The sequence below is a fragment of the Undibacterium paludis genome, from assembly GCF_022568815.1.
Classification (GTDB): Bacteria; Pseudomonadota; Gammaproteobacteria; order Burkholderiales; family Burkholderiaceae_D; genus Undibacterium.
Genome location: NZ_JAKZHX010000010.1, coordinates 107,156 through 121,324 on the forward strand (window position 1 = coordinate 107,156; position 14,169 = coordinate 121,324).

13 protein-coding genes are annotated in these 14,169 nt (G+C 53.5%); 8 read left to right on the top strand and 5 right to left on the bottom strand.

Annotated elements, in window-relative coordinates; all coding sequences use genetic code 11:
* Window positions 1–389 precede the first annotated feature (389 nt).
* Both groES and groL read left to right on the top strand, forming a co-directional pair.
* Complete coding sequence (groES, locus tag LZ463_RS17845) at window positions 390–680, top strand: co-chaperone GroES (protein WP_241457169.1); 291 nt, start codon at window positions 390–392, stop codon at window positions 678–680.
* Between the two features lie 40 nt (window positions 681–720).
* Window positions 721–2,370 carry a chaperonin GroEL gene (gene groL / locus LZ463_RS17850; protein WP_241457170.1) on the top strand — a complete coding sequence of 550 codons (1,650 nt, stop codon included), beginning with the start codon at window positions 721–723 and terminating at the stop codon, window positions 2,368–2,370.
* A 107-nt stretch (window positions 2,371–2,477) separates the two neighbouring features.
* On the opposite strand, the gene LZ463_RS17855 is transcribed toward groL, so the two are convergent.
* Window positions 2,478–2,873, bottom strand: a complete 396-nt coding sequence (locus tag LZ463_RS17855) for a VOC family protein (protein WP_241457171.1) — start codon at window positions 2,871–2,873, stop codon at window positions 2,478–2,480.
* A gap of 24 nt (window positions 2,874–2,897) precedes the next feature.
* Window positions 2,898–3,320, bottom strand: coding sequence for a tautomerase family protein (locus LZ463_RS17860; RefSeq protein ID WP_241457172.1), 423 nt, complete (start codon window positions 3,318–3,320; stop codon window positions 2,898–2,900).
* A gap of 160 nt (window positions 3,321–3,480) precedes the next feature.
* On the opposite strand from LZ463_RS17860, the gene LZ463_RS17865 reads away from it, so the two are divergent.
* From LZ463_RS17865 to LZ463_RS17875, 3 genes are all read left to right on the top strand, one after another.
* Window positions 3,481–4,056 carry a TetR/AcrR family transcriptional regulator gene (locus tag LZ463_RS17865; protein WP_241457173.1) on the top strand — a complete coding sequence of 192 codons (576 nt, stop codon included), beginning with the start codon at window positions 3,481–3,483 and terminating at the stop codon, window positions 4,054–4,056.
* A 250-nt stretch (window positions 4,057–4,306) separates the two neighbouring features.
* Window positions 4,307–6,289, top strand: coding sequence for an OPT family oligopeptide transporter (locus LZ463_RS17870; protein ID WP_241457174.1), 1,983 nt, complete (start codon window positions 4,307–4,309; stop codon window positions 6,287–6,289).
* A 190-nt stretch (window positions 6,290–6,479) separates the two neighbouring features.
* Window positions 6,480–7,526, top strand: coding sequence for a CE1 family esterase (locus tag LZ463_RS17875; protein ID WP_241457175.1), 1,047 nt, complete (start codon window positions 6,480–6,482; stop codon window positions 7,524–7,526).
* A gap of 71 nt (window positions 7,527–7,597) precedes the next feature.
* Here the strand turns inward: LZ463_RS17875 and LZ463_RS17880 are convergent, their stop codons facing one another.
* A complete protein-coding gene (locus LZ463_RS17880) occupies window positions 7,598–8,221 on the bottom strand; it encodes a tRNA-uridine aminocarboxypropyltransferase (RefSeq protein ID WP_241457176.1) in 624 nt (207 codons plus the stop codon).
* A 113-nt stretch (window positions 8,222–8,334) separates the two neighbouring features.
* Between LZ463_RS17880 and LZ463_RS17885 the strand changes: the two genes are divergently transcribed.
* Entirely contained in the window at window positions 8,335–9,627 is a 1,293-nt protein-coding gene (locus tag LZ463_RS17885; protein WP_241457177.1) for a hypothetical protein, read from the top strand.
* On the opposite strand, the gene LZ463_RS17890 is transcribed toward LZ463_RS17885, so the two are convergent.
* Both LZ463_RS17890 and LZ463_RS17895 read right to left on the bottom strand, forming a co-directional pair.
* On the bottom strand, window positions 9,578–10,069 hold the full coding sequence (locus tag LZ463_RS17890; RefSeq protein WP_241457178.1) for a rhomboid family intramembrane serine protease: 492 nt from the start codon (window positions 10,067–10,069) through the stop codon (window positions 9,578–9,580). The two genes, LZ463_RS17885 and LZ463_RS17890, sit on opposite strands and share 50 nt — an antisense overlap.
* A 127-nt stretch (window positions 10,070–10,196) precedes the next feature.
* Window positions 10,197–12,257, bottom strand: a complete 2,061-nt coding sequence (locus LZ463_RS17895; RefSeq protein ID WP_241457179.1) for an energy transducer TonB — start codon at window positions 12,255–12,257, stop codon at window positions 10,197–10,199.
* Window positions 12,258–12,406: 149 nt separating this feature from the next.
* Here LZ463_RS17895 and LZ463_RS17900 point away from each other — a divergent pair, with 149 nt between their 5' ends.
* Both LZ463_RS17900 and LZ463_RS17905 read left to right on the top strand, forming a co-directional pair.
* Window positions 12,407–12,967, top strand: coding sequence for an SRPBCC family protein (locus LZ463_RS17900; protein ID WP_241457180.1), 561 nt, complete (start codon window positions 12,407–12,409; stop codon window positions 12,965–12,967).
* A gap of 230 nt (window positions 12,968–13,197) precedes the next feature.
* Window positions 13,198–14,136, top strand: a complete 939-nt coding sequence (locus LZ463_RS17905; RefSeq protein ID WP_241457181.1) for a 4-hydroxyproline epimerase — start codon at window positions 13,198–13,200, stop codon at window positions 14,134–14,136.
* The last annotated feature ends 33 nt before the right edge of the window (window positions 14,137–14,169 follow it).

Genomic DNA, 14,169 nt, shown 5'->3' on the forward strand with positions numbered 1-14,169 from the left:
AGCTTGCGCGGGTACTGGCCCCCCCATGATTTGATTCTGAGCATTCACTACACACGCTGTCATCGCCATGGAAGCGATCGGATATCCATACAAGAAGACGCAAAAAAATTGCACTATCAGCAACCAAAATAATTTCATCAAGACGGTAACTTGTATTTATTTTTGTCACTCTGACTGGTTACAGCCACGAAAATCATTGCAATCATCGGCAAAATTAATTTACAAGCCATTGATTATTAAAGAAATATTAGTTTATCCAATTTTTAGCTCTTGAAAAGCCTTACCCTCGCCCATATACTTAGCACTCGTTGGGAGAGAGTGCTAACAAAGTCTTTCCCCAGCTTGATTGAATTCCAATAGTAATTACTCGCAAATTTAAAGGAGCTAGTATGAACCTTCGTCCTCTGCATGATCGCCTGATCGTGAAACGCCTGGATCAAGAAACAAAAACCGCATCCGGTATCGTTCTGCCTGACGCTGCTGCTGAAAAGCCAGATCAAGGCGAAGTACTGGCAGTTGGTCCTGGCAAGTTGCTGGACAATGGCACTGTGCGCGCCCTGGACGTTAAAGTTGGCGACCGCGTTTTGTTCGGTAAATATTCTGGTCAAGCTGTCAAGGTTGACGGCAACGAAGTTCTGGTGATGCGTGAAGAAGACATCTTCGCGATCGTACAGAAGTAATCGCATCCACGATATCAATTAAAGAATTCGGAGAATTAATATGGCAGCTAAACAAGTAATTTTTGGCGATGACGCACGTGCGAAGATCGTCAATGGCGTCAATGTCCTGGCAAACGCAGTCAAAGTAACCCTGGGCCCTAAAGGCCGTAACGTAGTTCTGGAACGCTCTTTCGGCGCACCTACAGTCACTAAAGACGGTGTATCCGTAGCTAAAGAAATCGAACTGAAAGACAAACTGGAAAACATGGGCGCGCAGCTCGTGAAAGAAGTGGCGTCCAAAACTTCTGACAACGCCGGTGACGGTACTACGACAGCAACTGTGCTGGCACAGGCTATCGTTCGCGAAGGCTTCAAATACGTTGCAGCCGGTTTCAACCCGACTGACCTGAAACGCGGTATCGACAAGGCAGTGACTGCTCTGGTTGCAGAAATCAAAACCCTGTCCAAGCCAACAACCACTTCCAAAGAAATCGCCCAGGTTGGCTCCATTTCTGCCAACTCTGATGCTGACATCGGTGAAATCATCGCCAACGCGATGGACAAAGTCGGCAAAGAAGGCGTAATCACTGTTGAAGACGGCAAGTCCTTGAACAACGAACTCGACATCGTTGAAGGTATGCAGTTTGACCGTGGCTATCTGTCCCCATACTTCATCAACAATCCGGACAAACAAGCCGTTATCCTGGAAAACCCGTTCATCCTGTTGTTCGACAAAAAAATCTCGAACATCCGTGACCTGCTGCCAGTACTGGAACAAGTTGCAAAATCCGGCCGCCCACTGCTGATCATCGCTGAAGATGTAGATGGCGAAGCGCTGGCAACCCTGGTTGTCAACAACATCCGTGGCATCCTGAAAACTGCCGCTGTCAAGGCTCCAGGCTTCGGCGACCGTCGCAAAGCCATGCTGGAAGACATCGCCATCCTGACCGGTGGTCAAGTGATTGCTGAAGAAGTTGGCCTGACACTGGAAAAAGCAACTCTGGCTGATCTGGGCCAAGCTAAACGCATCGAAATCGGTAAAGAAAACACCACCGTTATCGACGGCGCTGGCCAGGCTGTTGGCATTGAAGCACGCGTTAAACAAATCCGCGCGCAAATCGAAGAAGCAACTTCTGACTACGACCGCGAAAAACTGCAAGAACGCGTTGCCAAACTGGCAGGCGGTGTTGCTGTCATCAAGGTTGGTGCTGCAACTGAAGTTGAAATGAAAGAGAAAAAAGCACGCGTTGAAGATGCCCTGCACGCTACCCGCGCTGCGGTTGAAGAAGGTGTTGTTCCTGGCGGTGGCGTTGCCCTGCTGCGCGCACGTGAAGCTGCTGGCGCAATCAAAGGCGACAATGCTGATCAGGAAGCCGGTATCAAGCTGGTGTTGAAAGCAATCGAAGCACCTCTGCGTGAAATCGTTGCTAACGCTGGTGGCGAACCTAGCGTTGTTGTGAACGCCATCCTGAATGGCAAAGGCAACTACGGCTTCAATGCTGCCAATGACACATATGGCGACATGATAGAAATGGGTATCCTGGACCCAGCTAAAGTAACACGCTCTGCATTGCAAAATGCAGCGTCTGTTGCTGGCCTGATCCTGACTACTGACGCACTGGTTGCTGAACTGGCTGAAGACAAGCCAGCAATGGGCGGCGGTGATATGGGTGGCATGGGCGGTATGGGTGGCATGGGCGGCATGATGTAATAGCCGTACCGCTACTCATTCAGAGTCGCACTGCACAAAACCCCGCAACGCAAGTTGCGGGGTTTTTTATTACTCCTCAGGGTTTATCCACTTCGACAACACCCCACTCAGGCAGCACAGTTGAACATCCACTGAACGCCAAACTGGTCGGTCAGCTTGCCAAAATAGTCTCCCCAGATTTGCACAGCCAGCGACGTAGTCACGTTTGCTCCCTCGCTCATCAGTGCAAACAGTTGGTCGGTCTGCTCACGGCTATCCATCATCAGGATATGGGCAGAACCTCGCATAGGTTCCGCGTCATCGTTGTCTGAAGCATAAAAAAGCACACCCGGTCCCTCGAATCTCGCATGCATGATCTTGCCGCGCATGGCCTCGTTCCTCAACGACATCCCGCCCTCACCATGACGCAGCATGTCGGTCACACTTCCCAGACCACATTGCGTGTAAAAATCCAGGGCCTGCTCGCATTGCGTTGTAAAAAACAGGTAATTTGATTGTTGCATGTGTCTACTCCTGAACAATTTGCATCAATAAAACCCTTGCTGCACAGCCTCACCCATCTCTGAATTGGAATAAGCCTTGCCCGCGATACCCCAGGTACCATCAACTGCATAAGTCACGTTGACATACGTCCTCTCTTGCGGATGTGTGCCCTTCTTGAGCCTGTCTATGATGTCCGTGACCTCGCTGATAAAAGCCTGCTTGACGTCAGCATTCGGGAAAGTGACTGCGGGAACCTTGACTTCGATAACAGCCAGAGACTGCAGTTTGCCACCAGCATAGCTGCGCGCCTCCGGGCTCACGACCAGATGACCGACGACATTCGGCGTCATGAATTTGTTGCCAGTCAACCCATGCACGCGCAACAGCGCGTCTGCGACGAGAGGGAGCACTTCACGCTCCCCATCCTGAGTGAGAAGACCGGTGGTGACTTGAACTGAGATAGGCATAACTTAACTCCCTGATAAAAATGAATGGCCGAGTCGGAGACCAGCTCTTGACTCCCGCATCACGGGCGTTATATAACGGTCGTGATGTAGCACATCATCACATAACGATCGTTATTTTGTAAAGTCTTAAATATTATTTTTATTCTCGAGGTTTTTTTACATGGCACATCGGGTGGGACAAAAAGAAGAAAGCAAGGCAAAGATACTCAAAAGCGCAGGCCGGGGCTTCCGTAGCCGGGGATTTGGTGGCTCTGGTGTCGACGGGCTGGCCAAGGATGCAGAGGTGACCTCGGGGGCTTTCTATGCCCATTTCAAATCAAAGGCAGTTGCTTTTCGTGAGGCGGTAGTTGCTGGCCTCGAAGACCTGAAACTGGGGGTAAGCCAGGCCCGCGAGCAACTTGGGAGCGGTTGGCGCACGGCATTCATCGATTTTTACCTTGGGGAGCGTCGCACTTGCGATTTGGCAGACAGTTGCGCATTGCAAAGTCTATCGACCGAAGTGGCACGGGCCACAGAAGAAACCCGGATAGCGTATGAAAGAGAATTACAAGCCATTATAGAGACAGTGGCTGCAGGCCTGGACGGACAGCCTGACGCCAAACGTGAAGAAGCAATTGCCCTGCTAGCGCTATTGGTTGGCGGCGTCACGCTTGCCAGGGCAGTGCAGAACCCCGACATCAGCAACGACATCGCTGCCGCTGTTCGCAAGACAGCATTAGCGTTGAACAAACACTGATAGCCTGCATTTACAGGCCAGAAACGTCGTCCTGATCATGTCGATCAGGACGACGCAAGTCAAGTGGCGCGATAGCAGGCAGTTTTTTTCCTTCAGTCCGCTTGACAGAAAACCTCCGCCGCTTGGATACTGCCGCACTTGAAAGAAAATTTTCATATTTCCAGCGTTAAGTTTCATATTTGCAATGATCTTGCCAATTTGAAACGGGCTGGCATCACCATCAAGCAAAATAACCCGCGTTGGAGAAAATATGGCGCTGCAACAATTAAGCGACGAGCAAATACGGACCTGGACCCGCGCCCAGAAGGACGAGTGGTGGTTCGCCAATATTTACCGGGGTGACATGGCGCAATTGACCCTGCGCTCTGCCTTCACCGGCTTTTTACTCGGCGGCATATTGTCTGCAACTGCGCTGTACATCGGCGCCAAGACTGGCATCACCATCGGTGTAGGTCTGACTGCAGTTATCCTGGCTTTCGGTATTTTCAAGATGCTGGCCAACCTGGGCCTGGCCAAAGACTTCACGATACTGGAAAACAACTGTACCCAGTCCATCGCCACCGCAGCCGGTTACATGACCATGCCGCTCAATACGGCGCTGTCTGCCTATATGCTCATCAGCGGCACAGTAGTGACCTGGTGGCACCTGGTGGTGTGGATGAGTATCTGCTCCGTATTGGGTGTACTGGTGGCCTTCCCGATGAAACGCCGTTTCATCAATGAAGACCAGCTCCCCTTCCCCGAAGGTCGCGCCTGCGGCGTGGTGCTTGATGCGGTCTATACCGGTGAAGCGGCCAGCGGTATGTACAAGGCTCGCCTGATGGCTTTTACCGCCATGTGGACGGCGTTTTACCAGATGATCACCAGTGACGGCTGGATGAAGCTGATCCAGTTCAAGATCCTGCGCATGGATAAATGGACCAGCATGACTGAAGCCTGGCATCTACAGGAACGCATCGATCATTACTATTACACAGCCGCCGTTAAATATGATTTGCTGATCCCCAAAATCCTTGGTGTTGATTTCCGCGCCCTGGGCCTGCGCTTTACCCTCGATGCCGCCATGCTCGGCGTTGGTGGCCTGATGGGCATACGGGTAGCCAGCAGCATCATGCTCGGTACCATTATCAATTTCGTCTTTTTGGCGCCATGGATGATACAGCGTGGCGACATCATTGAACGTATCGCCCCCAGCGGCAAGATCGTACCTATCTCACGCACTGAAATCGTCAACCAGTGGGGTCTGTGGTGGGCTGTCTCGATGATGGTGGTGGCGTCCTTTATCAGCCTGGCGGCCAAGCCGGAGCTGTTTACCAGTATCTTCAAAAAAGCAGACAAGAATAAAGTCGCCGACAAGGGTAGCAATATCCTTGATCATATCGAAGTACCGCTGATCATTTCCTACATCGGCATCCCCATTTTCAGTGTACTGGCGGCCTGGACTACCCACGAATTCTTTGGCGTGCCCTGGCTGATGTCCATCATTACCCTGCCCCTGGTGTTCATCCTGACCATCATCTGCGCCAATGCGATGGCGCTGACCTCGTGGACACCAACGAGCACCCTGTCCAAGATCACCCAGTTCAGCATGGGCGCCATCGACAATGCCAACCCGGCCAATAATCTGATCCCTGCCGGCATGACGGCAGAAGTGGCGTCGAATGCATCCAACCTGCTTTCTGACATCAAGCCCGGCTATATGCTAGGTGCAAAACCGAGACAGCAGGCAATAGGCCACCTGATCGGCATTTTCTCTGGCGCGCTGGCTTGTGTACCGCTGTACTTTCTGCTGTTTTTGCCGCCAGATGCCAATGGCGTGCGCTCTACCGCCACCATCGTGTCTGACAAATTTGCCTTCCCTGGCGCAATGCAGTGGAAAGGCGTGGCGGAACTGATCGCCAAAGGCTTCAGCAGTCTGCCATCATCCGCGATTACCGCCATCATCGTGGCAGCCATTGCAGCCATCATGATCGAAGTTGCCCGAATTTTCACCAAGGGCCGTTTCCCGCTGTCTGCAGTCTCCATTGGCCTGGGCGTCATCCTGCCGCCAGAGTCCTGTCTGGCCATGTGGATAGGCGCTGCCATTTTCTGGTGGATGGGCCGCAAGAACAGTACGCCCGGCAGCAAAGGCCATGATTTCTGGGTAGAAGGCTGCGAACCTATCTGTGCCGGCTTGATCTCTGGTGCAGCTTTGATAGGGATAGGTAATGCGATTATTAATGTATTGATTTGATGCACTAATGATTTGAAGCAAACCAGAACCCAAGCCCCGCAAAAAGCGGGGCTTTTTTATGCGGGCAGATTTCTGCAAGTTCTGTGCAGTGTCAGTAAAAGCAGACCATGTGCTTCTTTCACCATGTCGTACGACGCCAGAGTGGTTATATTGCTTGCTTTCGGGATTGCAGGTATCTGCTTGCGCTATCATGTCAGCAATACAATCGCAGGAGCTGGCAAAACACGCTCTTGCAGGTCCCGATCACTCCATAGGTTCCGCCATGTTGAATCGTATTTTGTTCATGCTGACTGCTTGCGTCAGCTTTGCTGCGACACCAGCTCTGGCGGCCACCGTCAGTTCAGTTTACCTGGAACGGCCCGAGGGTCAGCGGCATTACCTGCTGGCGCTGCCGCAGCCTCCTTTACCCGGCAAACACGCTTTGCTCATCCTGTTGCATGGCCATGGCGGTACTGCCGCACAACTGCTGGGACAGGGGAGACTGGCCGCCCCCTTGTCTTTATGGCTGCCTATCGCTGACCGGGAACAAATCGTCATCATGGCTCCGGATGGCAGCAAGGGAAGCGACAGTATCCAGGGATGGAATGATTGCAGGCGCGATGCATCAAGCAACCCCAATAGCGATGACAGCGCCCTGATCAGCAGCATGATCGACAAAGCGATAGCAGAGCACGATGTGGACCCGGCCAGGGTCTATGTCATGGGCATGTCAAATGGCGGCTTGATGGCTTTGCGCCTGGCCGGCGAAATCGCCCCCAGGCTGGCTGGTGTCGCCACCGTCGGTGCGGCCATGGCGGCACTAAGCAAATGTAGCCTGCCAGAGACCCCGCTCTCCGTCATGCTCGTAGCCGGCACCAAAGACCCCGTCATGCCCTATGCAGGTGGCGAGATACGCTTTGCCCGGTCACGTTCACGCGGCAGCGTGCTCAGTGCAGAAGACAGCGCGGAGTACTGGAGCAAACTCGCACGATTACCAGACACACCAGCAGTCCATACTTTCCCGCACGATGATACGGCAAATCCCACCAGCGCCAGACGCATGCTGTGGGGTGAACATTCCAACAAGCTGCAAGTAGAGCTATTGGAGATCACAGGCGGCGGCCATATTGAACCCAGCATCAGCAAGCGGGTGGGTGCTTTCTATGGCAGTATCGTCGGCCCGCAAAACACAGACCTGGAAATCGCTGAAGAAGCCTGGATATTTTTCAAGGACAAAAGAGCGGGCCTGAAACCTTGAAACAGGATGACCGGCATTTGCGAAGACCCGTACCCCGGGTCAATGAGAAGCTTGCACACTTCTGCTTTTCGTCATGCAGGTGTGGATAAAGCCATCTGCTGTCCTACAAACCCATCAAAGGCTTGTAACAGCGGCTGATATTTTGTCTCATTCCGCTCTAGTTGCATCAGCGCATAACAGGTTGCTTCCAGCGTCGACAACTGATCAGGCGCATGCGCCTTGCGTATGCGATAGTGTGAAGCGGGCATGTCTTGCAGACTCATACGCGGCAACTGTTGCAGGATGGGATTCAGGTAGAGCATCTTGCGACTTTTGCGCCAGGTGGCGTCAAGTATGATCAGGCGTATGTTTTCAGTTACTTGCCCGCTCATATCAAAAGCCGCTGGGTCAAACAGCAGGTCAGCTGCTTCGCTCGTATCGGTTGCCGGGTAAAGCAGGACAGGTTGACGTCCACCGGCATGCAAGACGGTTTGCAATGGTGCTTCATCAAATGCCTCGCCTTTCAGCAATCCTGCATTTTGCAGGCAAAGCATCAGCAGGCGGGCGCTGCCTTTGGCCTGTCGCACTTCAAGCGGATGTTGCAAGACAACTACTTCCGGCAAGTTGGCGACCGTTTGTACCCAGCGGCAAATACAACTGGCGACGGGACGGTGGCATTGTAGGCAAAGACTGCGCCTGGAAAGGGGATTCAACATATCAACATTGTGAAGGATTGTGATTTTACCAGCAAGCTTTACCCCTCATGCAGGTCAGCGTGAACGCCTTGGTCTATCATGTGAAGATCCTTTGACGTCATCTTTTTTGTATTATGAAGCTCCCTCTTTTCCTCGCGGCAAGCTTGCTGCTCGCCACCAGTGCCTGCGGTGGCGGTGGTGGATCAACTTCTGCCACGACAACAGGCGCCACTACAGGTACCGGAACCAATACCGGTACAGGTACCACAACGGGCACAGGAACAAATACGGGGACGACGACCGGTACCGGGACTTCTACAGGAACAACGACAGGAACCACCACAGGAACGGGCACGACGACCGGCAGCACCACGGTCGTGACACTGGAAAAAAAAGCTGCAGCACTGGCTGCCAAACTCGGCAGGCCAACACGTTTTCTGGTGGGCCTGGGTACTGTCGATATTGCAGACGTACAAAGACAAAGCCTCAAACCTGATATCTATGACCAGTACCTGGTGGGTGTTGGCGCCGGCTCATGGCCGACCTGGAACAGCCCGTCTGGCGCCTATGTACAGATCGTCGCCCAGAATGCCGAAAAGCTTGGCGCAGTCCCCATGTTCACGCTGTACCAGATGGCCAGCAATGGTGATGGCAACCTGAGCGGCCTGACCAACACGACCTTCATGCAAAATTACTGGAACAATGTGCGCCTGATGTTCCAGCAGATCAAGGCTTATGGCAAACCCACCCTGGTCAATTTTGAGCCGGATTTCTGGGGCTATACCCAAAGGGCATCAAACAACGCCGACCCGGTCACGGTGCCGGCACAGGTCACGATCAACCCCGACTGCGCCAACCTGTCAAACAGCGTCAAAGGCATCAGCCAGTGCCTGCTGCAAATGGCCAGGACACAGGCGCCAAATGCCTATGTGGGCTTTCCCCCCGCCCTGTTTGGCGACCTGTATGCCACGGCCATGCAATACATGCTCAAGCTTGATGCCGACAAGGCTGACTTCATCGTCATGCAAACCCTGGACAGGGACGCCGGCTGTTTTGAAAGCCTGCCGCAAGTGTCGTATTGCACCCGTGCCGGCACCGGCTGGTACTGGGATGAAAGCAATCTGACCTCCCCCAACTTCAACGATCATTTTGCACTGGCAAAAAGCTATTACCAGGGCCTGCAATTACCCGTGCTGTGGTGGCAGACACCGATGGGCGTACCATCCACACAATTTGGTTCGGCAGGCAAATGGCGCGACAACAAGGTCCGTTACTTTTTGACCCACACTGCCGATATGGTTGCCGTCGGCGGCCTGGGCGCAGTCTTCAGCCCCGGTGAAGTCAATCAGACCAATATCAATACCGACGGCGGGCAATTCAAGACTTACTCAACCAGCTACCTGACCAAACCGACGACCTTGCCTTGACCCCTTGCCAGGTGCGGGTTCCCTGGCCTGGCAATAAAATATGCACCGTCGCCTTGCGCATGCCGCTGCTGAAACTGGCGTCATAGCGCCCGCGTATCCAGACATAGGCAAACAGGCCATAGACGACACCTGACATGCCGCCAAAATAGGGCGATTGTGAAAACAGATACTGAACCAGGTTCGATGTCGCAGAGACAGCCAGTACAAAACCCATCAGAAATGTCGGACCCTTCCTGTTTTCAATGACAGCGCCCAAGTCCCATAACCACAACATGTTAAACAGCAGATGCATGGCGCCGAAGTGGATGAACATCGGAGTCAGCAGACGCCATATCTGCCCTGAGATGATATCTGTCAGGCCTGCATGTCCCGGATCAGAGAAAAACAGCAAGGTCAGTGATTGCAGATTTTCACCAAAGCCGGACATGATGGCGACAGCCACGCTAACTCCAGCAAGTGCAAAGGAGACGTAGGAATAGTTTTTTATTTTCTGCATCAGTTTTTTGGGAGGGGATAACACAAATACGTCAACGGTAGCCGACACTGACAACGACTACAAAGACCTGCCGTCAACGCAATTCTTCAATCAGCCGCAACTTGTCATCAAAATTCCAGATATGCCGGATTTCGATGACGTCATACTGGGCTGCGATATTCGGCGGGAAAGCAGAATATTTGGCATTCAGGCGCACAATGCGGCGTACTGCTTCATCAATGTCAGCACGGCCACTGGAGCGCAGCAGAGTAATGTCCTCTATGCTGCCGTCACTGCGCACCAGCACGACGACAACCGGGTCACCACGCGCACGGTCTTTGGAGATTTGCGAATAATTCAGGTTGCCATTGCGTTCTATTTTCTGTTTCCAGCTTTCTATGTACAGACGCACAGGCACGTCCTTGGCCTGGCTGCCGAACAGGCTGCGGCGTTGCGGACGTTCCACCATGTCTGTTCTTTGTGCTGGCGGTGTGCCTCGCAACAGGTCCAGGCCACGCGCCTGCTCCCTGGCGCGACTGGCGAGGTCGCTACCAGGCAGGTTTTTGGGCAGAACAAAAGGATCAGCCTGGTTGCCCTGGGTACTGCCATTGCCGGGAGTGGTCGCGCCAGCATTGTTTTGCTGACCGGTGCTTGGACCAGTGCTGCTTCCGGTATTGGCGCTGTGATTATTGGCGGCTGCCTGATTGGCGGCACTGGCAGCATTAGCAGCAGCCTGCGCTGCCGCGGCCTTGGCAGCAGCGGCTTGTGCTTGTGCTTGTGCTTGTGCTTGTGCTTGTGCTTGTGCTTGTGCTTGTGCTTGTGCTTGTGCTTGTGCTTGTGCTTGTGCTTGTGCACGCTGTTCGGCGGCGACTTGTTCTGCACGTTGCCGCGCTGCGAGTTCATCTGCCTTTTGTCTGGCTGACTGCTCTTCTGCTTTTTGCCTGGCCAGCAGGTCTTCCGCCTGTTTCTGGCGTACTGCGGCTTGCTGGCGTTGTTCTTCCTGCTTGCGTTTTTCAGCTTCCAGGGCAGCTTGTTGCTCTTTGGCCTGCTGCTCGCGTAGTTGCTGTTCTTTTTGCTGTTGGTCTTTTTGTGCTTGCGCCAGTGCCAGTTGCAATTGCTGTGCACGCAGCTGGCGTTCTTCTTCCTGGCGTTTGTTGTCGTCCTGACGTTTTTGTTCTGCCAGCTTCAGCTCTTCTGCTGCGGCCGCCTCACGCTGGGCGCGGCGATTTTGTTCTTCGGCTTCCTGCTGTTTTTGCAAAGCCAGTGCGGCGGCCTGCGCACGGCTGGCATCTTCGGCCAGTTTGCGGCTGTCGTCTTCAATCTGTCTGGCGACTTGCTTCATTTGTTCTTTGCCGTCAGCTGCCGCCTGCTGTGCCAGCTCATCGGCCTTCTTGCGCATCAGTTCTTCACGTTTTTTGCGTCTTTGCTCTTTCTCCTGGGCCTTGGCTGCTTTTTCTTCTGCCGATTCTTCATCTACACCTGGCTGGGTGACGTCATCATATTGTTTTTTGGGGTCAGGCTCAGCATCCGCTTTTTTGGGCAAGTCATCTGGATTGGGCACGGCCATGGTAAAGCTTTCATCACGAGGGATGTCTTGGGTGATGACGCGGGTCAGGTCAGGCGACTGGACTTTGCGTTTCTGCGCCACTGGTGGCGTGGCGTCAGCATTAAATTTTTTGGCGGCACGTGGCTTATTGCTGGTTTTGGCCTGCACCGGAGCGGGTACGGGCTCGGCCTTGCGCGGTGCAACCAGTCGTATGCCGGAAATGGCCGCCTTGCTCTCACTCTTGTTGCTGGCCGTAGTCACAGGTGCTGCTGCACTTGCCGTAACCGTTTCTGTCAGCGGTTTGGGTTTGATGTCTGCCACCGCCGGTACCGGCGGCACAAGCTCATGGTTGGCAACGTTACTGGCCGGTGTGCTGTGCTCTGGATTAGTCGGTGCTGCTGAATTGGCAATTTGCACAGTAATCGCCGGGGTTTCGGCACGGCGCTTATTCCATGGAGCTTCCAACGCAGGCATACCCAAACCTGGCAAGCCAAACTGCAATGAAAGGATGAAAGCATGTACCAATAAAGAGATGATCAAGCCGCCGGTAAGACGTCTTTTGATCTCTTTCGGTATCTTTTTTTCAGTTTTGGCAGCAGGCGGATTCATGCAACAAGTTTAATTATTTCCTGATTCTGGTTCGATTATCGCATGGTCAAAACGCGAAACGTACTTTACCATCTGTAGGTGTCAAAAAAGTGCGAAAGTTTGATAAATCCGGTTTCAATCTTTGATGGTATTCAGAAAAGGAGTTTTCCATGAATTCATTCCTGCGCTCGTGCCTGGGCATGACCCTGGCTGCCGGCAGCATCGCTGCAAGCCATGCAGAAGTCGTCAATATCAGCCCTAACGGTTTCCAGATCAGGCATGAGGTGCAGCTCAATGTCACCACCGATGTCGCCTATGAAGCGCTGGTGGGCCAGGTTGGCAACTGGTGGAATCCTTCGCACACTTACACCCATGACACCAGGAACCTTAGTATTGATGCACGCCCTGGTGGCTGTTTTTGCGAAAAATTCCCCAAAGGCGGCGGTGTCGAACATATGCGCGTGGTATATGCTGCCCCTGGCAAAGCCCTGCGCATGAGCGGTGCACTCGGCCCCATGCAATCATCGGGGCTGGCAGGCAGCATGAGCTGGGACTTTATCGCGCCAGGCATGGCAGAAACCGGGCAAACCGGCAGCAAGCTGGTTTTGACCTACAGTGTAGGGGGATACATGCTGGGCGGGTTTGAAAAAATGGCACCAGGCGCAAATGCCATGCTGGAAGAACAGATCAAACGCTACAAGAACCTGGTCAACACTGGCAAGCCTGAGTAATGCCGGATAATCCCCGGTGCTCCACGCCCTTGTGCGCATGATGACTATGCCGATTTCGTCATGCGAAAAAGCCAATCACATCAAGACTTTACCGTCGGCATCCCCTAAGCTGACGGTCATTCACCCTCAGTGAACAGTTTCAATGCATACAGTCCACTGAAGCAGGGGCAGGCAATTGCCAGGGCTGCCCTTGTTGCGCCCAACATATCACCTGGCATGCAGGCAATCATATGAAAAAAATCTCGGTTATCGACTCTCATACCGGTGGTGAACCTACCCGCATTATCGTGGCTGGCGGCCCTGACCTCGGCACCGGCAGCCTGGCACAGCGCCTTGAAGTCTTTCGTGAGCAATTTGACCACTATCGTTCAGCCACCGTCTGCGAACCGCGTGGTTCGGACGTCATCGTCGGTGCGCTGGCCTGCACGCCAAGTGATGCTTCATGCGTAGCTGGCATCATCTTCTTCAATAATGTCGGTTACCTGGGTATGTGCGGTCACGGCATGATAGGTTTTATCGTCACCCTGGCGCATCAGGGCAAAATCGGTGTGGGCAAGCACAAGGTCGACACCCCGGTTGGCATCGTCGAAGCCGAACTGCATGCCGACCATACCGTCACCATACACAATGTACCGGCCTATCGTTACCGCCATGCGGTGAAGCTGGAACTGGCCGGGCATGGTGTCATCAGCGGTGACATTGCCTGGGGCGGCAACTGGTTCTTCCTGATCAATGAACATGGCCAGGATTTGAAGCTGTCCAATGTTGACCAGTTGACTGATTTCAGCTGGCGGGTGCGCAAGGCACTGGAAGAACAAGGCATCACCGGTGAAGACGGTGCACTGATCGATCACATAGAATTGTTTGGCGCACCGATGTCGTCCGACAACCACAGCCAGAACTTTGTGCTTTGCCCTGGCAAGGCTTATGATCGTTCCCCTTGTGGCACCGGCACCAGCGCCAAACTGGCTTGCCTGGCAGCAGATGGCAAGCTGGCAGCGGGCCAGGTCTGGCGTCAGGAAAGCATACTGGGCAGTGTCTTTGAAGCGAGCTACCACGACGCGGGCAATGGCAGGATCTTGCCCAGCCTGCGCGGTAGCGCCTTTGTCAATGCAGAAGCCCAACTTTTGCTCGATGAGCGCGATCCTTTTATCTGGGGCATACGCTAGACAAAACGCGATACCTGCTGCCAGTTGATCAGC